We start from the raw sequence: 21,540 nt of genomic DNA, 5'->3' as shown, positions 1-21,540 counted from the left end.
GTTATTAACTTTTCCAGCGTTTTAGTGCCGGTAAAATGTTTATGGCTTTTTGAATTTCGTATTCATGATGTTCTAATTTTTTCATTTGATTTTTTACTTTTTTTTGCATTTCCTTCAAAATCATTTTCGGGTCTGTGAATGCTCCGTTTTCATAGCAATATTTGCAATATTCGTTATTTTTGGAACCGTTTTTTTCCGTTCCTTTTACTTCTTCGGTGTCGAGTGGCATACCGCAACTTTGACACAATGTTTTATTTTCCATGATTAAATAATTTAGGTTACTGTTTCACTGTATACAAATTTTGTTAATTCGGTTGAAGATTCCCAAGTTCCAGCTTCTGCAAAATCGACTGCTTTTTGAATTTTAGTTTCTATTTTTTTTTCAAAGGCATCAATCTCTACTTTTGTAATGATTTTTTCTTGTAATAAATAATCTTGGTACTGAGTAATCGGATCCTTTTTTTTCCATTCTTCAACTTCCTTTTTATCACGATACAATTCGGCATCAAACATCGAATGTGCTCTGAAGCGATAGGTGTTGCAAACCAATAAATAGGGAGCTCCACTGGTTCGTACCTTTTCTACAGCCGTATTAGCGGCTTTTATTGTTTCTAACAAATTCATTCCATTTACGGCAGAAGATTCTACACCATACGAAGCTCCTTTTTTTTCGAGTTCTGTCACCGAATGGGTATATTTTATAGCAGTTCCCATAGCATATAAATTATTTTCACAGACAAATAATACGGGGACTTTCCAAAGTGACGCCAAATTCATTGCTTCGTGAAATTCCCCTTCGGCAGCAGCACCTTCTCCAAAAAAGCAACAGGTAATTTTATTTGTACTCATTTTTTTTGAGGCAAGAGCCATTCCAACCGCTATTGGGAGATGAGAAGCTACAATGGCATTACCGCCATAGAATTTTTTTGACACATCAAATAAATGCATAGAACCACCACGACCACGACTGCAGCCTTCTAGTTTGCCATACATTTCGGCCATGATAACATCGGCATCAATTCCTCTTGCCAATGCTTGACCATGTTCGCGATAGGTACATAAAATAGTGTCATCGTCATTTAAAGCTTGAATTATCCCTACGGCTACAGCTTCTTCACCAATATATAAATGTAGAAAACCTCTAATTTTGGCTTTGGTATATTGTTCGGCAGCTTTCTCTTCAAAGCGTCTTATAAGCATCATTTGGTACAAAAAAAGGAATTCTTTTTTGGTGTCAATTTTATCATGTATGGTGGTAGATTGTTCCATTTTAATTTATTTTCCGAAGGCATAGTAATAATAAGTATTGTCTCCTGCATATTTTCCTTGAAGCATTATACCTCCTTTTTGATCTTCTAAAGCATCCGTAAAATCTTTTATAGAATAAATGGCTTTATTATTTACCGATGTAATTACAAATCCTTCTCTGATATCGGTAAATCTTTTTAGTTTTCCGTCATAAAGTTTTGTGACTTTTACTCCATTTTTTACTTTATATTTTTTTTGATCCTCTTTATCAATTACAACAATTTCTATCCCTAAATCCTTTAATATAGTTTTACTTCCCATTTGTATTAATTTAGAAGTTTCATCTGGTTTTTTGAGTGTGGCTATCAGCTCTTTTTGTTCATTTCCATTTCTGAGGATTACAATTTTGACGTTATCACCAGGCCGTTTTCTCATAATGATTTCCTGTAATTTTGAGGTAGTCAGAGTTTCAATATTATCAATGCTGATTATGATATCTTTCGCTTTTATTCCTGCTTCTTTTGCAGCACTTTTTGTAGTCACACTATCTACATAAACGCCATTAGCGCGGTCACTTTTAATTTTTTTTGCAAGTTCACTATCCATGTCCCGAATAACGATTCCCAAGACACCTCTTTGAACCGACCCAAAATTCATAAGATCATTGGCTACCTTCTTTACAATGTCTACTGGAATGGCAAAAGCATAGCCAGCATAAACTCCTGTAGGTGTTGCAATTGCTGTGTTTATTCCAATTAATTTCCCTTCTAATGTTACCAATGCACCACCGCTATTACCAGGATTTACAGCAGCGTCGGTTTGTATAAAAGATTCTATAGCACCTTGATTGTTCAAAATATTAATGTTACGAGCTTTCGCACTAACAATTCCCACAGTAACTGTAGAAGCTAGATTGAAAGGATTGCCAACGGCAACGACCCATTCTCCCACCTCAATTTTATCGCTATCTCCAAACATGATAAACGAAAGTTGCTTTTGATCAATTTTTAGCAAGGCAAGATCAGTCTGTGGATCATTACCAATAATTTTTGCAGGGTAGGAGTGACCATCAAATAATGTAATCTCAATTTCATCAGCATTTTTAACGACATGATTGTTTGTAATTATGTAACCGTCAGGTGTTAGAATTACGCCAGAAGCACTACCAATATAGGGTTCAGAATTATATTGCTCAGAATGTGGAATTTGAAATCTAAATTGTCTAAAGAAAGGATCGTCTTTAAAAAATTCCTTTAATGGATCGGGCATATTAAAAAAATCCTTTTGATCGTCTTGATACTCTTTCAAAGGGGTTTTGAAAGTACATTTAATATGTACAACGCCTGGCATTGCAATTTTTGCAGCAAATTTAAAATCTACGTTTCCTGTATAGGAAACTTTTTCGTTAGAGGAAACTGCACTTTTTTGAATACTTTCAATATCCTTTTCATTTTTTTTATCCTGAGCTTGACATCCCTGTACAAGCATCAATAATACTAAAAAATAAATTCGGTGAAGTTTGAAGTTTATTTTGCTTACTATTTTCATGACTTTTTTTATTTAAAAGCATTTAACAATTATTCTAACGTTGATAAATCACCTTCAGGCAATCCAAGCTCTCTTGCTTTTAATAATCGCCGTAAGATTTTCCCACTTCTGGTTTTGGGAATAGTAGCTACAAATTCAATTTCTTTTGGCGCCACTGCTGGTCCCATTTCTCTTCGGGCAAAAGCCATAATATCCATCTTTGTTTCCTCGTTGGGATTAATGTCTGTTTTCAAGACCAAAAAGGCTTTTACCAATTCTCCAATTGTAGGTTCTGGTTTTCCAATTACTGCAACTTCAGAAACGGAAGGATATTTCATTAAAGTGCTTTCCACTTCAAAAGGGCCTACCATATGTCCCGAAGTTTTGATAATATCATCGGCACGACCGACAAACCAAAAATAGCCAGCGGAATCCATTTTAGCCAGATCGCCACTTAAATACCAGTCACCAATAAAACATTTTTTAAACCGCTCTTCATCGTGTAAATACCCTCGAAAAAGAGAGGGAAAACCCTTTTTTAAAACCAAATGACCTTGAGTATTGGGCTCGGTAATTAGTTTTATTTGATTGTCTGTAATCTCAGCAATGGCGACTTCAATTCCAGGCAATGGTTTTCCCATAGATCCGGGTTGTATATTCATAGATGGATAATTGGCAATCATAATACCTCCAGTTTCGGTTTGCCACCAATTGTCAAGTATTGGTATGCCAAAATTTTCCAGACCCCAAATAACTGCTCCCGCATGAAGCGGTTCCCCAACACTAAGAATTAACCTAAGTTTTTCTAGATTGTAAATTTCTTTGGGTTTTATGTTCATTCTCATTAATCGTCTAATGGCAGTGGGGGCTGTGTACCAAATTGTTACTTTTTGTTTCTCCAAATTGGAATACCATCTGGTTGCATCAAACTCTTCTTCATCAATAATAGAAGTAATGCCGTGAACTAATGGCGCAATGATACCGTATGAAGTTCCCGTGACCCATCCTGGATCTGCAGTGCACCAAAAGACATCTTCTTGATGAAAATCGAGTACATATTTTCCCGTAATATAATGAGTATAAACTGCTTTATGAACATGCAAAACACCTTTTGGCATACCAGTGGTTCCACTGGTAAAATGGAGCAGGGCTGGGTCTTCTGGATTGGTTTCTGGAATTTTGAATTCATCTTTGGCTTCTTCCATAAGTTGGGTAAAAGACAATATTTTGTCTGAGGCATGCTTGTTGCTATCAGTGAGAATTATATATCGAAGGTAGGGAAGTCGGTCGATTAGGGGTTTCACTTTTTTTTCAAATAAAGCCGCAGTAGTTACTAAAACCACAGCATCGCCTTTACTGAGCCTTTGAAAAATGGGTTCGGGTCCAAAAACAGAATACAAAGGACAAAATACAGCGGTATATTTTAAAGTCCCTAAGGCGGTAATGTATAATTCGGGAATCCTTCCTGCCAAAGAAAAAATACATTCCCCTTTTTGAATGCCTAAATTTTGAAGTACATTGGCAAATTTTGAGGTCTGTATTTTTAATTCGGAATATGTAAAATCTTGAAAATTAGAATCTTTTCGAATAAATCGGAGAGCTATGCTGTTTTTTTGGTTTGTTAGAGCATGTTTGTCAATTGCTTCATGTGCTATGTTTAGCCCTCTTCCTTCGGGCAGACCACTTAATTCCTTAGCGACATTTTCCCATAAAAAAGATGATTTTACTTTTTCATAATTGGAAAGGTGGTGCTCTATTTTATCTTTAGTTGAAACCATATTTTTTTAATATTAGAAATCAATTAAAACTCTAAATCAGCAATTTCAAATAAAATTTAGTATGAATTGCTTACAGGAATTATGTTCTGCTCTACGATTATTTCTGGTTCTAAACTAATGTTTACTTTCACCGCATTTGAAATCATACATGCTTTTTTACTCATTTCAATAATTCGTTTTGCTCTGTCTGGTTTTTCAGAGTTGGAGATTACTATCTTTGGTTTTAGAATTACTTCAGTTATGAAATAAGTGGTTTCCAAATGGTCAACATTGCAAATTGCTTTACAATTAAAACTTGTAAAATCTAGTTTGGAATTTCCTGCAATCGTTAAAAAAGTGGTCATCAAACAACTGTTTAAAGAGGCTACAAAAAGGTGTTCTGGCGACCATACTCCTTTTATTCCTCCTGGAAATTCAGGAGGTATGGCTACTTCAATACTATTTTGCAAATCAGGTGAACTTAATAATCCTTTTGATTTGCTTGTCCATTTTAAATCTACTTCATACGTGTACATAAGATTAGGTTTTAAGGATTTAGTTTATTATTTATTTAGCAACAAAACCACCATCAACAGCCATAGCATGACCAGTTACAAAAGAAGCTTCATCAGAACACATCCATACCACAGTATTTGCAATCTCTTCAGGTAAACCAAACCTTCCAATGGGTTCAAGACCTTGAAATTGTTCTATATTTTCTTTCTTTTTGTGTGTTAAGCGGTCTATCATAGGCGTTTGTATTACACCAGGGCAAACTACATTAACTCGAATTCCAAGTTTGGCACATTCCAATGCCGTTGTTTTGGTTAAACCAACCACGCCATGCTTGGAGGCTACATAGGCTGGCAAGCCCTCAAATCCAACGAGTCCGGCTACTGAAGCACAATTTATGATAACTCCTTTGCCTTGTTTAAGCATTTCAGGTATTTCATATTTCATACAAAGCCAAGTTCCTTTTAAGTCCACATTAATGGTTTTATCNTGAATGCATAATCTAGTTGGCCAAATTCTGTTATTGCTTTTTCTATCATCATTTTTACATCTGCCATTTTGGATACATCACATTTGATGAAAATAGCTTCGCTTCCTAATTCCCTAATCAGGTTTACCGTTTCATTATTTTCAATCCAATCTACTACAACTACTTTGGCTCCCTTTCTTGCAAAAGCAATAGCTGTTGCTCTTCCAATACCAGATGAAGCTCCAGTTACAAGCGCTACTTTATTTTTGAAGGATACTTCCATAACTTAAAAGATTTAAGGTATTAATATGCTTTTCTTTTTTTAAATTTTCTGCTTTCAAAATATTTTCAATTCCTCTAATTAATGCATCGGGATTAAAAGAGATGCTGTTGATTCCTTCTTTTACCAAAAATTGGGCAAATTCAGGAATATCACTTGGAGCTTGTCCGCACAGACCCACTTTAATTTTATTGCGTTTGGCTGCCGTAATAGTTTTGCTTATTAATTGCATCACAGCAGGATTTTGCTCCGTAAATAAATAGCTGACTAAATTTGAATCTCTATCAAGACCTAATGTTAATTGCGTTAAATCATTGGAACCTATTGAAAAACCATCAAAAAGTTTGGCAAATTCATCGGCTAATAATACATTGCTTGGAATCTCAACCATAACATATATTTCTAAGTCATTCTCTTTTTGAATTAATCCGTTAAGGGCCATTTCTGCAATTACTTTTTCACCTTCTTCTACGGTTCTGCAAAAAGGAATCATTAATTTTACATTGGTCATTCCCATTTCATTTCTCACTTTTTTCATGGCTTCGCATTCTAATGCAAAACCTTTTCGGTAAAAATCGCTGTAATATCGGGAAGCTCCTCGAAAGCCAATCATTGGATTCTCTTCGCTGGGTTCAAAATATTTTCCACCAATGAGGTTAGCATATTCATTACTTTTAAAATCACTCATTCTCACTATTACATCCTTTGGATAAAAAGCTGCCGCAACCATAGATACTGCTTCTGCCAATTTATCTACAAAATATTTTTTGCCATCATGATATCCTTTGGTTAATGATTCTATTTCATAAAATAGATCTCTATCAGTCACTTTTTCAGGTTCAATTAAGGCGAGAGGATGAATTTTGATGGTATTTGATATAGCAAATTCTATTCGCATTAAACCCACACCTTGATTTGGATATTGGCTAAGTTCAAAGGCTCTTTCTGGGTCTGCTAAAATGAGCATAGGATTTGTATTTGGCATTTGTAACTGACTAAAATCCTGTTCTTTAATTTCCCATTTCAATAATCCTTCATAAACATTACCTTCTTTGCCTTGAGCACAAGAAACAGTTATTTCCTGACCTGTTTTTATTGTTTCGGTAGCGTTGCCACTTCCTACAATAGCAATAACACCTAGTTCACGAGCTACAATGGCAGCATGACTTGTTCGTCCTCCTTTATTGGTAATGATTGCCGATGCTTTTTTCATTATGGGATCCCAATCAGGATTAGTAACATCCGTAACGAGAATTTCTCCTTGTTGCAATTGATAACCATCTTTGGGATGATTAATTATTCGGGCTTTTCCAGAAGTAATTTGATCGCCTAGTGCGATTCCTTTGGCAAGCAATTTCCCTTTTTCTTTAAGTGTAAAAATCTTTCTTACTTGTTTTTTTACTTTTCCATGAACGGTTTCTGGTCTGGCTTGAACAATGTATAATTGATTATTCAATCCATCTTTTGCCCATTCAATATCCATAGCTTTTTTATAATGCTGTTCAATTTTGTAACAACATTGTGCGAGATGAATAACTTCGTCGTTGGTTAAAGAAAATTCATTTTGTTTTTTATGATAGGTTACAATATTTGTGGTTGTTTTTTTAGCTGATGCACCTCTGGAATTTTCAACATACAGCATTGTATATTCTTTTCTTCCGCAATGTTTTTTTAAAATTGGATTTATATTAGTATCGAATAAAGTAGGTTTGAATACAATCCATTCATCTGGCGTAACAGTACCTTTTACAATATTTTCACCCAATCCCCAACAACTGTTTATTACGATAGCATTATTAAAACCCGTGTCAGGATCAATCGTAAAAACAATTCCAGAGGATGCTTTATCACTTCGTACCATTTGCTGAATACCAACGGAAATTGCAATATCTTTATTTTCAAAGCCCATGTCGTATCGATATTTTATGGCTCGGTTTGTAAATAAAGAAGCGTAACATCTTTTTATCGCCTCAAACAATTGTTTTTTCCCATTTATGTTTAAAAAGGATTCCATTTGACCCGCGAAACTTGCTGATGGTAAGTCCTCTGATGTAGCACTACTTCTGACGGCCACATTTATATTATCAACCCCACTATCTTTAGAAAGTTGCTCGTATGCCTGACTAATTTCTTCAATGATTTCTTGTGGAAAAACACCTTTCATTATTAAGAATCTAGCGGCTTTACCAACTTCTGCTAGGTTATGATAATTAGTTTTATCTAACGATGCTAATGCTTCATTAAGTGGTTTTTCAATATTATTCGTGAGTCGAAATAAACGATAGGAGTCAGCAGTTAGAGCAAAACCATTCGGAATGTTTATTCCTTGTGGATTAAACTGGTTGTACATTTCTCCAAGTGAGGCATTTTTACCACCCACTTTTGAAATATCGTTTATACTAATTTGGTTAAAGAATAGAATGTGGTTTAAATTTTTCATTTCTCATTTATTTTTTTTAAAAATTAATAGTAATTTATTAGTTCCTTAAACAAGATTTAAAGGAATAGCCTATATTTTCTATAACATCGGTGATGAGCATGCTTTCCATACTTTGATTTTCTAGGGTATAATCAGCGGCAAGTCCATGAAGATAAACGCCCAATTTTGCACTTTCAAAAGGAGTATATTTTGAAGCCAAAAAAGCGGTAATCATTCCCGTTAAGGCATCTCCAGAGCCGCCCTTTGCTAATCCGGAATTTCCCGTAGAATTTTGAAAAGATTCAGTTCCGTTAGTAATTACTGTTTTATGGCCTTTTAAAACAATTATGCAATTCATTTCCTTAGCTTTTTTTACCGCTGATTTTATCCGTTCTTCTTTAGAAATATGATCACCAAAAAGCCTATCAAATTCTTTTGTATGCGGTGTAAGTATTGTTCCCTTCGGAATTTTATTCAATAAATTTTTATTTAAAGAAATTATATTAAGAGCGTCGGCATCTATGACTAAGGGTTGCTCATATTCTTCTAATAATTGAATTAATACATCCTGTGTTTTTTTGGTTATTCCTAATCCTGAACCAATCCCTATGGCTGAAAAAAAGGGATAATCAATTTCTTTATTTTTTCTGTCAATTGTCATAGCTTCTGGAATTGAAATTTGAAGTATTGTTCGTTCTTTTGAAGGCACACTTAAAGTTAACAACCCTACTCCTGAACGGAGGCAGGCTCGAGCAGAAACTACAGCCGCTCCCATTTTTCCTTTACACCCTACTATTAATAAAGCGTGTCCATATGTTCCTTTGTTAGTGTCAGGTTTTCGTATCTTTAAAATCGATTTTATAATTGATAGACTGAGTTTTAGCATTATTTTTCAATTAATATTTTTTATAACATGGGTCTATTGTTTGTTTTGAGTTATAAAATTCTTTTACTTTGGCTACAACTTGATTTGGTGTTAAAGCTGCAGACGTTTTTGTTAATTTTAATTTTGGAGCAAGCTGTTTATCTTTCTCAATGGACTGTTTTAGTTTTGTTTTTATAAATGCTGGACCAAAAACAAATATTTCATCATCGTTTTTGATTTTTTCTATGACATTATTCAAAAAAAATGTCGTCTGATGTTTTTTTTTATTATCAAACTTACTTTCATTTTGATTAAGGCGAGTTCCTGAAAATGTGCCAGTATTTCCAATATTCTTGTGATGCACCCGATTTTCTATATCCGATTTAATTTCAACGATATATTCTTGCTTATTTTCTAATTTTACAATTATTGCTTTGGAAGTATCTATCCAAACTCCTGTTTGTTTTTTCATGGCTATTTAATGTTTATTTTATATAAAAATGGGAGCTGTTGATTTATAATTATCGGGGATTACAAAAAGGGGAACCTGTGTATTAAAAGCCAATTTCTTGCTGATGCTTTTGTGGAATAAATTTTCGATCATACTGCGTTTGTGAGGAATGATAGCAACCATATCTGCCCTTTGATCTGTTACCAATTCATTAATTTCTTCTACAATATTTTCGTTAGTGTGAAAAAAATATTCATGTTCAAGACCCATTAGTGATTTTTCCAATTTTTTACCTGCACGCATTTCTTCTACCGTTTCTAATTGCTTACTCTCCGTTACACTTAAAACAGCTATTTTAGCATCAATTTTTTCAGCAAACTCTTTTAAAGTATCATATGCATTCGTGTTTTTTTGATACTCAAAATCGCATGCGAAAACAATTTTTATAGGTTTTTTATATTTTGATTTTTCTGGGATAACGAATACAGGAATTTTAGATTCTCGCAAAACCGAGGTGGTAATGCTTCCCATCAGAACATCACTTAAATGGGTTGCTCCTTGCATTCCCATAACAATAAGATCAGCTTTTTCATCTAGTATGCCGTCTACAGCAAAACTCATTTTTGCTAAATAATTTACAGTAATTTTATGGTTATTCTTAATAGCTGTTGCTTTCCTTTTTAGAGCATCTTCTTTCTCTTTTTGAATATCTTCAATAGTATTAATATTAACCGGAATATCTAATGGTGGGACTATAGGTACATGAAAGATATGTAATAAAAGTAAATTCATATTAAACTCTTCAGCAAGTTTTACCGCATAATCTGTTGCATTGTTTGCTGATTTCGAGAAATCTGTTGGTACAAGAATTGTTTTCATTGTATTAAAAGATTAAAGTTTTAACATCCTATTTCCATCTGTTTATATTCTGTTTCAATTACATATTATTCTTTTTGAAATTATAGTAAGAATTAAAGATTGTCTATTTTACCAATCAAGCAACTGGCATAACTTTTTAATTTTAGTAGTAACCCATTCTCCTCTGTTGCTTCAGGATAACCAAGAGAATGTAGTTTATTTATAATTTTCACTCTATCAAGATTGTCATCATAAGTAACAGTAACAGTGTCTTTGTCATTGTCAATTTTGACACTTGACACACCATCAATTTTCAGCAATCCTTTTTTAATTGTTGTTTCGCAACCTTCACACTTTAAATTAGCAATCTTAATTTTTTCTATTTTCATTGTAATAAAATTTAATATTTAAAACTTTTTAAAAAATATTTATATTAATCCTCATTTTTTCTGGTGGAAATCCCAAATATTCTATAAAATGGACAATAACTAATATAGCTTGTAATAAAAAAAATAGCCGAAATAACCAATAAAACTATAGCTGTAATTCCTGAAATTTCTTTATTATAATAAGCTCCTACAATTAGCATTGTGCAAAAAATTCTTATTCCTCTATCAATAATTCCCATATTAGCTTTCATAATAAAACATTAATTTCTCACAGTAAAATTTGTTTATTTTGCTTATATTATTGTTACATAAAATCCCTGAAAACTTATATAATTTACACATTAATAGGCATTTATTTCAAATATGAAGACTTGCCAGTTCCCACAACCAAAGCGCTTTTTTTGGTCTAATAATGGGAACTGCATCATTAAAAGATTAAATCCTTTTTGGCTCATTATCCATTCCGTGTAATATGCATGTTTGGCATCATCATATATATAAATTTTTTTGAAATGAAGTTTGCTTTCTCTGCCTAGAAATGAAATATTTGGAAATATTTTTTTAAAGCGCTGTGGCTTTCTTCTTCAGAAATGTTTTCTATAATGGCTAAATGTCTTACTGAAAATTTAAGTTTAGAATAGTAATAAGCCTTTTTAAAGGCTGTTAGAATAGTTATGTAATCGTAGCTTTGGTTCTATTGGATATATTTTCATAATTAGTTAGGCTCTCACTTTTAATGCTTCGATTTTTTTTAATTTCTATCGAGGTAGTTGGTATTCAATCATTCAAAAAATCACCATTCCAATCTGTACGTTTTAGGGTGTCCTATATTTTGGTTTAAATTTATATTTGAGCAATTGTTGAAACCTTAATTAATTTCTTAATTTTAGCTATGTAGTATCAAATTTTTTTGACACATTTAATTTTTTGTGGTGAATAAAAAAATAAAAACCCATTTTTTAGAATGGGTTTTTATAAAATAAATTAAGCGACTTTAATTTCTTTTTTGTGAAGTAATTTGGCTTCTTCTTTTTTTGGAATACTTAATTTGAGAATTCCATCATTATACTTAGCATCAATTTTTTCCGAATTAACTGATTTCGGCAAAGTAAATGATCTTGAGAAAGAATTATATGAAAATTCTTTTTTGGTAAATGTATCCGTTTCTTCTCTTTTTTCATTCTCTTTTTCAGCACTAACAGTTAGTATATTATCTTCTAAGTCAATTTTAAAATCTTTTTTTGAAAATCCTGGTGAGGCTAATTCAAGATTAAAATCGTTTTTTGTTTCTTTAATGTTGACAGCTGGAAGTGTTTGTCTTATTTCTCGGTCCAACCAATTGTTTCCGAAAAAAACATCATTACCAAAAAAATCATCCATCACGAAGGGCATTAAATTCCCGTTTGTTTTAATAAGTGTCATAATTTTATTTTTTAAGTGTTAAACATTTATAAATTATTAATATGTAAATTTCTAATCTTTTCTAAATTTCTGTTTTACAAAATTTTAGGTTAGAATTATATAATTTACAGTAATATTGATTATATAAATAAGTTGTAATGTATTCTTTACTAATTGACTAGTATTTTTATTATTTCTCTATTAAAAGAGAATTTGAAGTAACACCTAAATCAATTAAGTAGCCAGATAAACTTTTTACAAAATCGGAGGTACCACTTACATAAAAATGCTGGCCAAAATCCATAATATTTCAATTAGAAAATTTCGGTCTATTCTCTTACCAATATATCCAATCACGTTTTCACGAGTAAATAGTGGAATTAAATCATTTTTAAGCATTTTTCTTAATTCATTACCCATAATCACATCTTTAGATGTTTTGTTACTGTATAGTAATTTGTTTCCCTAAAGTTCTTTCTTATTATTTAAATCTCTAAATATTGAAATAAATGGAGTAATTACAAAACCTCCCGCAATTAAAACCTCCGGTCCATTATACAGAATGGCACCAAAAACGTCATGAATAATTAGTTCGGCTCCTGCATTGGTTTTTCCCAACATATTTGTAATATCAATAACATTTGTAAAATAGTCCAATAGTTTATGGTGCAATGCCGATATAGTATGAAAATAGTCGATCTATTATGGACTATATTGAATACATAATCGGTATAAAACCATTGTGGTCTCGATAAATTTTAATCATAAATTCGAGATACTTTTTGTCCCTTAAGCAAGTAAAAGTAAATGGGCGTAATTGATTTTTCCATTCGGGCAAATTGATAGCATCTTCAGTGCCTTGTCCGGGAATAAAAGCATGACCAACAGGTTTTTCAACCATAAAACATTTTACATCATGCGTAATATAAAATGATTCAATAATTTTTAGAATATGTGCATTCATTTGTTTTTACAACACAAACATTTGTAAAAAAATGGAACTTCATACATAATTTCCTGTAAAACTTATAAAATTCATTCGTTTTTATTAAATAGTATCTGCAAACTGAGGTTTAATTTTGACTATACACACTGCAGTAAATTATATAAGTCTTTTTAAAAATTTTATAAAACAAAAGTTTTGAAAACAAAAGAAATTTACATAAAAATAAGTTAGTGAATTGCCTATTTTAAAATGTGCTAGTCAATCAAAGACTTTATTATTATTAATCATAAATAATTTAGATATGGCAATTATTAAAATTATTGAATTAATCTCAGAATTGGACAATAGTTGGATAGATGTGGTTGAAAAAGCAGTCAAAATTGCGTCTAAAACCTACGAAATATTCAATCAGTATGGTTTAGAAATTCAAATGCAAAGGTTATAAATAAAAGGATTGTTTCTTGATAGTTAAATTGTAAATTTAGTTTTGAAAAAGATGAAAACCATTGAAATTAGTATTCCTGTTTATGGGAATACACTCGTCGGAAACCTAAATATTCCTCATGATTCTGAGTCATTCATAATATTTTCACATGGTAGTGGAAGCAGTCGTTTTAGCAAAAGAAACATGCATGTTGCAAATTTGTTGAACCAAACAAAAATGGCAACGTTGTTAATCGATTTACTTACAGCTAAGGAAGATGAAGAATATGAAAATCGGTTTGATATTGATTTGCTTTCACAACGACTTATTTCCGTTACAGATTATGTTACAAAATTGCCTGATTTAAAGAATCTTCCCGTTGGATATTTTGGAGCAAGTACAGGAGCTGCATCTGCAATAAAAGCCGCAGCATATTTACACAGAGGTATTTTTGCAGTTGTTTCTAGGGGTGGTCGTCCTGATTTGGCTGATACTGATTTAAAGTTTATACAAGCACCTACTTTATTGATTGTAGGGAGTTTGGACGGCGTAGTCATTGAGTTAAATAAGCAAGCCTATAAGTTTCTTAAATGTGATAAGAAATTGGAGATTATTGATGGGGCAACTCATTTATTCGAAGAACCTGGAATGCTTGATAAAGTTGCTGATTTAGCAAAGTCATGGTTTCAAGAACACAATCTTAATCCTAAGACTAATAAACATGTTTTACATAAATAGACACGATGCTGCGTTAAAATTAATTCCACTATTAAGTAAATATAAAGAAAGTGACTGTGTTGTTTTAGCAATTCCTAGGGGTGGAGTACCCATTGGCTATTATATAGCAAAAGAGTTACATTTTCAAATGGATTTGTTACTTACAAAAAAAATTGGACATCCTTTAAATAGTGAATTGGCCATAGGTGCGGTGAGCTTAGAAGATGAAATAGTAGAAAATTACCCTTATATTCCTCGGCAATATATAGATGAAAAAATAATTGAAATACGTTCTGAATTAAAGAATCGTTTTAAAAAATTTATGGGCAATCGAAAACCAATTGCTTTAAAAAATAAAACGGTTATTATTGTTGATGACGGAATTGCGACCGGAAATACTCTTTTTGCTGCAATACCCATGATACAAAATAAATCTCCAAAAAAAATTGTAGTTGCTGTTCCTGTAGCTCCTTCTGATACTGCCGAAAAAATAAGAAAGAAAGTAGATGAATTCATTTGCCCTTATATTCCTGACAATTTTAGTGGAGTTGGAAGTTTTTATCGAATTTTTCCACAGGTAAGTGATGATGAAGTTATAAAGTTAATGGATGAATTTGATATTGTTGATAATAAAACTAGTAAAACGCAATGAAAACTTTTTATATAAAAAATGACCCCAACCTTAATGGTGAAATAATTGATCTAAACAAATTAATTAGAGAAAATTCCATAGAATTAGAAAATGAAAATTCATTAAATGAATTGATTGATAAAATAGGTGATGCCAAGTATGTATTGCTAGGAGAAGCTTCGCATGGCACTTATGAGTATTACAAATGGCGTACTCAAATTAGTAAAATGCTGATTGAGAGAAAAGGTTTCTCGTTTATCGCTGTTGAAGGTGATTGGCCCGATTGTTATCGATTAAATCGTTATATCAAAAATTATCCCAATTCAGGAAGTTCAGCTTTTGATGTGCTTCATGCCTTCAATAGATGGCCAACTTGGATGTGGGCTAATTGGGAAACGGTCGCTTTGGCAGAATGGTTACGTGAATACAATGATAAACAAAGGGAAACGCACAAAATAGGGTTTTATGGTTTGGATGTCTACAGTCTTTGGGAGTCCTTTGAATCCATTATCGAATATCTTGATAAAAAAGATCCAATAGCTAAACAAAGCGCCCTTAAAGCATTTAAATGTTTTGAACCTTATAATGATCGTGAAGGTCAGACCTATGCAAAAGCATCTACAATGGTTCCTACGCTTTGTGAAAATGAAGTAATTGAATTACTATCTAAAATAAGATTAAATGCACCTAGTTATAATAATGATCCTGAAGAGGTTATGAATCTTGAGCAAAATGCACAAATTATAGTCAATGCAGAAAGGTATTATCGTGCTATGATAAAAGCGAGTTCAGAATCTTGGAATATCCGTGATAGGCATATGGTATATACCTTAAACAGTTTAATGGATTTTCATGGTGCCAATTCAAAAGGAATTATTTGGGAGCACAACACCCATATTGGAGATGCACGCGCTACTGATATGGTTGCAGAAGGAATGGTAAATGTAGGGCAGATAATTAATCAGCAGCATAAAGACGAGGGTGTCTACTCTATCGGATTTGGGTCTTATCAAGGAACAGTCATTGCAGGTCGGGAATGGGGAGACGTAATGCAGATTATGAAAGTCCCTGAAGCTGTTAAATACAGTTGGGAATATGAATTACATCGTTTGGATGCGAAAGACAGAATTGTTTTTATGACAAATGACATGAAACAAAATTTAGGTAATAAAAAGTTTGGACATCGAGCTATTGGTGTAGTATATCGACCTAAATATGAAATTTTTGGTAATTATGTACCTAGTAATATAGTGCATCGCTATAATGCCTTCATTTATCTTGATGAAACCTCGGCTTTGCATCCATTACATATAAAACCTGACGGGAATGAGTTACCTGAAACATATCCTTTTGGAGTATAAATAAATTTAGTATCAATTTTAATTTTATTATTATGGAAAAACAAATAATGATTGACACGTTATATTTTTGCGCAGCACAATGTACTCACTGTTACGATGCTTGTCATTTAGAAAATAATGACAATATGAAGCTCTGTATGATAAATGACCAAGATTGTTCTGATATTTGTCGTTTAACAGGACAATTAGTGGAAAGAAATTCACCAAATACAGATATTTTCTTAAAACTATGTCAGCAAATGAGTGAAAGATGTGCTAATGAGTGTGATCATCATAAAAACATTGCGCATTGCGATAAATGTGCTGATGCTTGTCGTAAATGTGTTGATATGTGTAGAGAATATGAAATGGCTCATTAGTATAAACACTATATAAATAAAAACCCAATGGGTGTAATTCATTTTTTACTTTTTTTTAAATGAATAGAAACGAAGTTCTTGTTCAATTATAAAAGCGTTTCACTTTTTTTAGGATTGCATAGTTATGTTATCCCAAGTACCCGAGCGATAGCGAAAAGGCGAAGCAATTGGGTTATAAAACTCTTTTTTCTATGATCCTATGTGTTTCATTTATCTATAACTTAAAATTCAAAACATTCATCCAAAAGATTTTGGAAATAAGTTAAAAACAGCTATTAAATAAAATAGACTTGTAATTGTAATAACTTTTATTGTATTTTTATAGTCTAGAGTATTTTTAATAAAATTATCTTCAATGACTTTATACGATCAATTTAATAAAGACGGGTATCTTATTCTTAAAGATTTTTATACTACAGAGCAGTGTGATGCAGTTATGGATAGAGGACTAGAACTTTCAAATAGTTTTAATTTTGATGGTCATCCATCTGTTTTTCAAACCAATGAACAAACGAGAACTTCCGATGATTATTTTCTAAATTCAGGAGATACCATTTCTTACTTTTTTGAGAAAGATGCCTTTGATGAAAAGGGTAAACTTAAAAATGATCTTTTTCATTCTTTAAATAAAATAGGGCATGCCTTGCATGATTTAGATCCTGTTTTCGAAAAATTTTCTCGCTCTCCTCAGCTTAAAGCATTAGCTACTGAGTTACGACTCGATAATTATGTCATCATACAAAGTATGCTCATACTAAAGCACGCCAAAATTGGTGGAGTGGTCGATGTACATCAGGATTCTACCTTTTTGTATACCGAACCCGATTCCTGTATTGGATTTTGGTTTGCCCTAGAAGATGCAACTATAGATAATGGATGTTTGTGGGCAAAACCAGGAGGTCACAACACTACCTTGCGTACTTGGTTTAAGAGAAAACCTTCAGGCGGCACAGAGATGCATATTTTTGATAAAGAGCCACTTTCAATAGAAGGTATGATTCCTCTCGAAGTAAAGAAAGGAACTTGTATCGTTTTGCACGGATTTTTGCCACATTACAGTTTACCCAATACCAGCGGAAAATCACGTCAGGCCTATTCGATTCACACCATAGATAGTCAGGCAAAATATCCTGAAACGAACTGGTTGCATAGAGACTTTACGGAATTAAAAGGATTTAATTAATTTTTCTATGCAAATTAAATATTCCTTTTCGTACTGGGGTAACGATCATTTGTCTCCCGCACAGTTTATAAACGCTATTGCTGATGCTGGTTTTGATGGTGCCGAATTATTTCTTAATCCTTCAGACAGGATTACAAATGAATTTCTTACAGCTATAGATACTATAAGAAATCAAAATCCTGATTTTTATTTTATTGCCCTTCAACTACCTTTTCCTAAGAATGATTCAGTGCAAGCGCACATTCAAATTATGGAAGAAAATTTCAGTAAGCTTGCTGCTCTGAATCCTTTATTTATAAATTCACACACTGGAAAAGACTATTTTTCCTTTGATGATAACTGTAAAATTATTGATGCTGCTTTGAATTTTTCTGCAAAAAATGGTATAAGAATACTCCACGAAACGCATAGAGGCCGATTTTCTTTTCATGCTGCTTCCCTAATTCCCTATCTAGAGCGATTCCCTGAAATGGAATTAGTGGGCGACTTCTCTCATTTCTGCACCGTTTCAGAAAGCATGTTAGACGACCAACAGGAAATAATTACTCGCATTATACCTCATGTTTCCCATATACACGCCCGTATTGGTCATGAACAAGGTCCACAAGTCAATGATCCCCAAGCTCCAGAATGGCAAGGACATTTAGAGAAATTCTTATACTGGTGGCAACAAATAATAAACACTAGAAAGAGTGCAGGGCAGTCGCTTTTTACCATTAGCCCTGAGTTTGGTCCCGTGCCGTATATGCCCACCTCACCTTATACTCAACAACCACTGAGCAACCAGTGGGATAATAATGTATTTATGAAGGAGTATTTAAAAGCGACTTTAAAATAGTATCGACCCGAGTCAAAGCCAAACGGAGCGAAGCTAGAAGTCAAAACAACAAAATCTCCCATACGCTGCTCCATAAAATACCTTAATTTTGCAACGCAATACCTAACTTGCTTCCTTATAATTAGCCGAAAAAATTTTTAAGAGTCACCAAATAGCAATGGTGTCGACATTTTCAGAACTGGTACAGACCGATTTCAAGGGAGAAATAAATGCCCTATGCTGGTTCCGAAATTTGGAAGGTGATTTTGCAGCCATAGTAAACCAACTGCAACTCAAAGAAAATATAACAGAAGTAGAGCCTAAAGATCTATTGGCGCTTCAACTAACCCAAAAGGGGAGTATAGCAAGGAAAATCATTTTAAATGATTTGCAATTATTAACCAATTTCGGTGCTTCTCCTTCTCTTAATTTAATTAAATGTTATGAACGTGATGATGCCTTTGATAACATACCCACCGATGTGTATTCATATCATGTAGATCGTTCGCCCATAACAACGGATACTTTTTTATGTACCTATCTCGGTGTCTCAAGTGAAATGCTTCCTAATGTGCAAGCGGAGCAAAAAGTACTTATTCCTGAAATACGAAAAAAATTGAAAACGCTTCATAATGGTCCCTCAGAGGAATTTGAAAACTTCTTGGAGGAAAATTATTTCGATTTGCATTATCAGACTAAACTTCATGCAGCACCAATTTCTTTAGGAGCAGGACATCTTTGGCGCTTGGCGGTCGATCATCCTAAACAACAAGTGCCACCATGTATTCACAGAGCACCTATAGAAAAGGAAGGGGAATACCGTTTGTTGTTAATTTGTTAAAAAATGCGAGTTTCACAATTGATAAATAGCGCTGTTAGTAGTATAATAATTTCCAACTTCCCTCAAAATCCTGTTGCTAATTTCTATCGTAGCAAATAGTTTTCGGAAATCCTCGAGCACTAAATTGTAATCAATCCAATATCCATTATTATTCTTGAAAGGCATTTTAGAATAACTAAATTAGCCAACAATCTCTGATTTGACTGCTTTTAATTGTTTTCGCTAGTGTTTTCAGTATTTGCTCTGTTCGGGGTTCAGCCTCGTGTGCCACTATTCACGAAAGTCAATCCTCAGCAACGGTTATTTTTGCTAAGGTCACGTTTAAAAAGGACCTTATTATTATGCGCAATGTAGTCGCCCGATAGAATCAAATAGGGATGATTTGGCGAATACCCTGCGCTACGACTTCTCACAATTATTTTGTCGTTAACTTTCAGGCTATTGAACTGCTCAAAACCTTTAGGACTAAATTGCATCATGTATTCTTCGCCTTTAATTCTAACTATAAGCCATTTTGGTCCTGATGAGGTTGCGTTTTTGCGCTGAAAAGTAAGAGAGGTTACTACAGCTTCCATATCGGTGAAATTCTTTATGTCCTTCTTTATTTTATCATAACTGGCATGCACTTTTTTACCTTCAGGAGAAACCTCCCATTCTTTGTACTTTATACCGTCAGGAGAAGCCTCCCATTTTTTTCTTTCATCCAGATTAGCTTTTTTGCCGGCAATAGACAACGGTTTTGGAGTTGGCTTACTTTCATTATTAATTTCATGATTAGTCCCCGATCCGAAGGCGAACGGAGCAAAGCTAAATACTAGTCCGCTTACCACCACCAGCAGTAAAATCAGAAAATAGATGGTTTTTTTCATAGGTTTCATATCCTTTTAAATTGATTCAGCAAATCTAGTTTGATGTTTTCAAAACGGAGTGATTTGGATTGTAAATAAAAATGTAAATTTTGTAAATATATTGTAAATTGTATCTTCTGAAACAATACTTGTATATTAAATACCCAGAAAGTGGGATATGTAAACTTGGCTTCACAAGTCTACTGATAAACATTAACTCCATTTCGTTTTAATTTTACTTTATAATTATCGCATTTATCGCATCGTCTACTGGATTGCCAAGTCAACGATAATTCATGAACTCCTTGTGAATTACCAAATTTGGTAGTGTTAGCATCATATGAATAACCAAAAGTAAATTCATTCAATTTTAGTGAAAAAACAGGACTTACTGAGGTCAGAATTGAACTATTAGAACTTTTTCCTTCAGGATTTGTTGCCGCAATGACGCCAAAAGAAAACCGATTGAATTCTAAAACACCACCTAGGTCCAGTCTGTTATATTGGGATTGCCTCATATAATTAGCTGTTAATAGTAATGTTGGATCGCCTAGCGAATAAAGTAAAGGAGAACCTTCAAATGCAATATAATAGCCTCCATGAACAGTTAAAAAAAGGTCTAAAGGAACATTTGCATATTCGGTGAATGAAATGTCTGGTCGGTTTAAATGTTTTAATGCTGTGCCAAACCACGCATTTTCACTGACTACTAAAAATCCTGCAGACACATCAAAAAAATCAATGGTATCACTATAATTGAGTACCCCTGGATCAACACTTCCACTACTGATGGTTTCATCATTAAAATTAATTTGATCTTCTAGTAATAGATTTTTAAAGTTGTAATTTTTTCGCCCATAACCTGCTTCCAAGCCAAATCGAATCTGCCAATCATTATCGAGCTCTAAAGCATACGAGAAGGCCCCATTGAATTGGGAGTAATTATAATTTGTAAATTCTTCATGATGGTTTAAAAAAGTAGCACCTAAACCAATTTCATCATTGACCATATTGTTGGCAAATCCATATTGGGTATCTATTTTTCGGGTACCGTCTGGCCATTGTCTTCTGTGAATAAGACCAGCATTCCAAGTATTGGCCAAACCAGTCACTGCGGGATTGAGGGTCTCAGGAACCAAAAAAAACTGGGTAAATATAGGGTCTTGTGCCCTAACTTCCGTTGAAAGTAAGGGTAGTAATAGAAATAATATATAGTGTAATTTCATCTGATTTGGG

Annotated in this window: 26 protein-coding genes; 8 read left to right on the top strand and 18 right to left on the bottom strand. The window is 33.2% G+C overall.

The genetic code is table 11. The features are described from left to right. Positions 1–4: 4 nt before the first annotated feature. From ACFQ0S_RS09235 to ACFQ0S_RS09160, 16 genes are all read right to left on the bottom strand, one after another. Positions 5–262 (bottom strand): zinc ribbon domain-containing protein, encoded by a 258-nt coding sequence (locus tag ACFQ0S_RS09235; RefSeq protein ID WP_379755798.1) that lies wholly within the window; start codon positions 260–262, stop codon positions 5–7. An 11-nt stretch (positions 263–273) separates the two neighbouring features. Further along, a complete protein-coding gene (pdhA, locus tag ACFQ0S_RS09230) occupies positions 274–1,269 on the bottom strand; it encodes a pyruvate dehydrogenase (acetyl-transferring) E1 component subunit alpha (RefSeq protein WP_379755801.1) in 996 nt (331 codons plus the stop codon). Positions 1,270–1,275: 6 nt separating this feature from the next. Further along, positions 1,276–2,796, bottom strand: coding sequence for a trypsin-like peptidase domain-containing protein (locus tag ACFQ0S_RS09225; RefSeq protein WP_379755804.1), 1,521 nt, complete (start codon positions 2,794–2,796; stop codon positions 1,276–1,278). Positions 2,797–2,825: 29 nt separating this feature from the next. Beyond that, positions 2,826–4,553, bottom strand: a complete 1,728-nt coding sequence (gene acsA / locus ACFQ0S_RS09220; RefSeq protein ID WP_379755807.1) for an acetate--CoA ligase — start codon at positions 4,551–4,553, stop codon at positions 2,826–2,828. A gap of 56 nt (positions 4,554–4,609) precedes the next feature. Continuing rightward, positions 4,610–5,068 (bottom strand): OsmC family protein, encoded by a 459-nt coding sequence (locus ACFQ0S_RS09215; RefSeq protein WP_379755810.1) that lies wholly within the window; start codon positions 5,066–5,068, stop codon positions 4,610–4,612. 31 nt (positions 5,069–5,099) lie between these two features. Then, on the bottom strand, positions 5,100–5,519 hold the full coding sequence (locus tag ACFQ0S_RS09210; RefSeq protein WP_379819086.1) for an SDR family oxidoreductase: 420 nt from the start codon (positions 5,517–5,519) through the stop codon (positions 5,100–5,102). After that, positions 5,510–5,797: an SDR family NAD(P)-dependent oxidoreductase gene (locus ACFQ0S_RS09205; RefSeq protein ID WP_379819085.1), complete on the bottom strand. Its 288-nt coding sequence runs from the start codon at positions 5,795–5,797 to the stop codon at positions 5,510–5,512. Before ACFQ0S_RS09205 ends, ACFQ0S_RS09210 begins: the two co-directional genes overlap by 10 nt. Continuing rightward, positions 5,775–8,234 carry a phosphoenolpyruvate synthase gene (gene ppsA / locus ACFQ0S_RS09200; RefSeq protein WP_379755816.1) on the bottom strand — a complete coding sequence of 820 codons (2,460 nt, stop codon included), beginning with the start codon at positions 8,232–8,234 and terminating at the stop codon, positions 5,775–5,777. The genes ACFQ0S_RS09205 and ppsA overlap by 23 nt, the downstream gene beginning before the upstream one ends. Positions 8,235–8,271: 37 nt before the next feature. After that, on the bottom strand, positions 8,272–9,099 hold the full coding sequence (locus ACFQ0S_RS09195; RefSeq protein ID WP_379755819.1) for an NAD(P)H-hydrate dehydratase: 828 nt from the start codon (positions 9,097–9,099) through the stop codon (positions 8,272–8,274). A gap of 10 nt (positions 9,100–9,109) precedes the next feature. Beyond that, on the bottom strand, positions 9,110–9,550 hold the full coding sequence (locus ACFQ0S_RS09190) for a hypothetical protein (protein ID WP_379755822.1): 441 nt from the start codon (positions 9,548–9,550) through the stop codon (positions 9,110–9,112). An 18-nt stretch (positions 9,551–9,568) separates the two neighbouring features. Continuing rightward, on the bottom strand, positions 9,569–10,408 hold the full coding sequence (locus tag ACFQ0S_RS09185) for a universal stress protein (RefSeq protein WP_379755825.1): 840 nt from the start codon (positions 10,406–10,408) through the stop codon (positions 9,569–9,571). A gap of 92 nt (positions 10,409–10,500) precedes the next feature. Continuing rightward, positions 10,501–10,776, bottom strand: a complete 276-nt coding sequence (locus ACFQ0S_RS09180) for a heavy-metal-associated domain-containing protein (protein WP_379755828.1) — start codon at positions 10,774–10,776, stop codon at positions 10,501–10,503. A gap of 44 nt (positions 10,777–10,820) precedes the next feature. Continuing rightward, positions 10,821–11,027 (bottom strand): YgaP family membrane protein, encoded by a 207-nt coding sequence (locus tag ACFQ0S_RS09175; protein ID WP_379755831.1) that lies wholly within the window; start codon positions 11,025–11,027, stop codon positions 10,821–10,823. 733 nt (positions 11,028–11,760) lie between these two features. Beyond that, positions 11,761–12,198: an Hsp20/alpha crystallin family protein gene (locus ACFQ0S_RS09170; protein ID WP_379755834.1), complete on the bottom strand. Its 438-nt coding sequence runs from the start codon at positions 12,196–12,198 to the stop codon at positions 11,761–11,763. A gap of 444 nt (positions 12,199–12,642) precedes the next feature. Beyond that, positions 12,643–12,834, bottom strand: a complete 192-nt coding sequence (locus ACFQ0S_RS09165; RefSeq protein ID WP_379755836.1) for a hypothetical protein — start codon at positions 12,832–12,834, stop codon at positions 12,643–12,645. Between the two features lie 52 nt (positions 12,835–12,886). Then, a complete protein-coding gene (locus ACFQ0S_RS09160) occupies positions 12,887–13,141 on the bottom strand; it encodes a hypothetical protein (protein ID WP_379755839.1) in 255 nt (84 codons plus the stop codon). A gap of 283 nt (positions 13,142–13,424) precedes the next feature. Here ACFQ0S_RS09160 and ACFQ0S_RS09155 point away from each other — a divergent pair, with 283 nt between their 5' ends. The 8 genes from ACFQ0S_RS09155 to ACFQ0S_RS09120 all read left to right on the top strand — a co-directional run bounded on the left by ACFQ0S_RS09155 (position 13,425) and on the right by ACFQ0S_RS09120 (position 19,456). Further along, a complete protein-coding gene (locus ACFQ0S_RS09155) occupies positions 13,425–13,568 on the top strand; it encodes a dodecin domain-containing protein (protein WP_379755842.1) in 144 nt (47 codons plus the stop codon). Positions 13,569–13,619: 51 nt separating this feature from the next. Continuing rightward, complete coding sequence (locus tag ACFQ0S_RS09150; protein ID WP_379755845.1) at positions 13,620–14,285, top strand: dienelactone hydrolase family protein; 666 nt, start codon at positions 13,620–13,622, stop codon at positions 14,283–14,285. Next, positions 14,269–14,916: a phosphoribosyltransferase gene (locus tag ACFQ0S_RS09145; protein WP_379755848.1), complete on the top strand. Its 648-nt coding sequence runs from the start codon at positions 14,269–14,271 to the stop codon at positions 14,914–14,916. Before ACFQ0S_RS09150 ends, ACFQ0S_RS09145 begins: the two co-directional genes overlap by 17 nt. Then, entirely contained in the window at positions 14,913–16,256 is a 1,344-nt protein-coding gene (locus ACFQ0S_RS09140; RefSeq protein ID WP_379755851.1) for an erythromycin esterase family protein, read from the top strand. Before ACFQ0S_RS09145 ends, ACFQ0S_RS09140 begins: the two co-directional genes overlap by 4 nt. 125 nt (positions 16,257–16,381) lie before the next feature. Then, the gene (locus ACFQ0S_RS09135; protein ID WP_379755854.1) at positions 16,382–16,615 is read left to right on the top strand and encodes a four-helix bundle copper-binding protein; all 234 of its coding nucleotides are present in this window, start codon (positions 16,382–16,384) and stop codon (positions 16,613–16,615) included. A 355-nt stretch (positions 16,616–16,970) separates the two neighbouring features. Beyond that, positions 16,971–17,798 (top strand): phytanoyl-CoA dioxygenase family protein, encoded by an 828-nt coding sequence (locus ACFQ0S_RS09130; protein WP_379755857.1) that lies wholly within the window; start codon positions 16,971–16,973, stop codon positions 17,796–17,798. Positions 17,799–17,805: 7 nt separating this feature from the next. Then, positions 17,806–18,636 (top strand): sugar phosphate isomerase/epimerase family protein, encoded by an 831-nt coding sequence (locus ACFQ0S_RS09125; RefSeq protein ID WP_379755860.1) that lies wholly within the window; start codon positions 17,806–17,808, stop codon positions 18,634–18,636. Positions 18,637–18,793: 157 nt separating this feature from the next. Beyond that, positions 18,794–19,456, top strand: coding sequence for a DUF1826 domain-containing protein (locus ACFQ0S_RS09120; RefSeq protein ID WP_379755863.1), 663 nt, complete (start codon positions 18,794–18,796; stop codon positions 19,454–19,456). Positions 19,457–19,746: 290 nt separating this feature from the next. Here ACFQ0S_RS09120 and ACFQ0S_RS09115 read toward each other — a convergent pair whose 3' ends face one another. Together ACFQ0S_RS09115 and ACFQ0S_RS09110 are read right to left on the bottom strand one after the other, a co-directional pair. Beyond that, the gene (locus tag ACFQ0S_RS09115; RefSeq protein ID WP_379819084.1) at positions 19,747–20,286 is read right to left on the bottom strand and encodes a hypothetical protein; all 540 of its coding nucleotides are present in this window, start codon (positions 20,284–20,286) and stop codon (positions 19,747–19,749) included. A gap of 218 nt (positions 20,287–20,504) precedes the next feature. Beyond that, a complete protein-coding gene (locus tag ACFQ0S_RS09110; RefSeq protein ID WP_379755869.1) occupies positions 20,505–21,530 on the bottom strand; it encodes a PorP/SprF family type IX secretion system membrane protein in 1,026 nt (341 codons plus the stop codon). Positions 21,531–21,540 lie beyond the last annotated feature (10 nt).

The organism is Flavobacterium myungsuense, from assembly GCF_042677265.1.
Taxonomy (GTDB): Bacteria; Bacteroidota; Bacteroidia; order Flavobacteriales; family Flavobacteriaceae; genus Flavobacterium; species Flavobacterium myungsuense.
This window is presented reverse-complemented; position numbering and strand designations above follow the sequence as displayed.

What these genes read in the sequence shown, in the direction of transcription:
- ACFQ0S_RS09195 (WP_379755819.1), bottom strand. Translation starts at nt 9,099, where the DNA reads ATGCTAAAACTCAGTCTATCAATTATAAAATCGATTTTAAAGATACGA.
- ACFQ0S_RS09120 (WP_379755863.1), top strand. Translation starts at nt 18,794, where the DNA reads ATGGTGTCGACATTTTCAGAACTGGTACAGACCGATTTCAAGGGAGAA.
- pdhA (WP_379755801.1), bottom strand. Translation starts at nt 1,269, where the DNA reads ATGGAACAATCTACCACCATACATGATAAAATTGACACCAAAAAAGAA.
- ACFQ0S_RS09185 (WP_379755825.1), bottom strand. Translation starts at nt 10,408, where the DNA reads ATGAAAACAATTCTTGTACCAACAGATTTCTCGAAATCAGCAAACAAT.
- ACFQ0S_RS09140 (WP_379755851.1), top strand. Translation starts at nt 14,913, where the DNA reads ATGAAAACTTTTTATATAAAAAATGACCCCAACCTTAATGGTGAAATA.
- ACFQ0S_RS09125 (WP_379755860.1), top strand. Translation starts at nt 17,806, where the DNA reads ATGCAAATTAAATATTCCTTTTCGTACTGGGGTAACGATCATTTGTCT.
- ACFQ0S_RS09175 (WP_379755831.1), bottom strand. Translation starts at nt 11,027, where the DNA reads ATGAAAGCTAATATGGGAATTATTGATAGAGGAATAAGAATTTTTTGC.
- ACFQ0S_RS09225 (WP_379755804.1), bottom strand. Translation starts at nt 2,796, where the DNA reads ATGAAAATAGTAAGCAAAATAAACTTCAAACTTCACCGAATTTATTTT.
- ACFQ0S_RS09150 (WP_379755845.1), top strand. Translation starts at nt 13,620, where the DNA reads ATGAAAACCATTGAAATTAGTATTCCTGTTTATGGGAATACACTCGTC.
- ACFQ0S_RS09110 (WP_379755869.1), bottom strand. Translation starts at nt 21,530, where the DNA reads ATGAAATTACACTATATATTATTTCTATTACTACCCTTACTTTCAACG.
- ACFQ0S_RS09145 (WP_379755848.1), top strand. Translation starts at nt 14,269, where the DNA reads ATGTTTTACATAAATAGACACGATGCTGCGTTAAAATTAATTCCACTA.
- ACFQ0S_RS09235 (WP_379755798.1), bottom strand. Translation starts at nt 262, where the DNA reads ATGGAAAATAAAACATTGTGTCAAAGTTGCGGTATGCCACTCGACACC.
- ACFQ0S_RS09160 (WP_379755839.1), bottom strand. Translation starts at nt 13,141, where the DNA reads ATGAATGCACATATTCTAAAAATTATTGAATCATTTTATATTACGCAT.
- ACFQ0S_RS09130 (WP_379755857.1), top strand. Translation starts at nt 16,971, where the DNA reads ATGACTTTATACGATCAATTTAATAAAGACGGGTATCTTATTCTTAAA.
- ACFQ0S_RS09190 (WP_379755822.1), bottom strand. Translation starts at nt 9,550, where the DNA reads ATGAAAAAACAAACAGGAGTTTGGATAGATACTTCCAAAGCAATAATT.
- ACFQ0S_RS09215 (WP_379755810.1), bottom strand. Translation starts at nt 5,068, where the DNA reads ATGTACACGTATGAAGTAGATTTAAAATGGACAAGCAAATCAAAAGGA.
- ACFQ0S_RS09170 (WP_379755834.1), bottom strand. Translation starts at nt 12,198, where the DNA reads ATGACACTTATTAAAACAAACGGGAATTTAATGCCCTTCGTGATGGAT.
- acsA (WP_379755807.1), bottom strand. Translation starts at nt 4,553, where the DNA reads ATGGTTTCAACTAAAGATAAAATAGAGCACCACCTTTCCAATTATGAA.
- ACFQ0S_RS09180 (WP_379755828.1), bottom strand. Translation starts at nt 10,776, where the DNA reads ATGAAAATAGAAAAAATTAAGATTGCTAATTTAAAGTGTGAAGGTTGC.
- ACFQ0S_RS09155 (WP_379755842.1), top strand. Translation starts at nt 13,425, where the DNA reads ATGGCAATTATTAAAATTATTGAATTAATCTCAGAATTGGACAATAGT.
- ACFQ0S_RS09135 (WP_379755854.1), top strand. Translation starts at nt 16,382, where the DNA reads ATGAAGCTCTGTATGATAAATGACCAAGATTGTTCTGATATTTGTCGT.
- ppsA (WP_379755816.1), bottom strand. Translation starts at nt 8,234, where the DNA reads ATGAAAAATTTAAACCACATTCTATTCTTTAACCAAATTAGTATAAAC.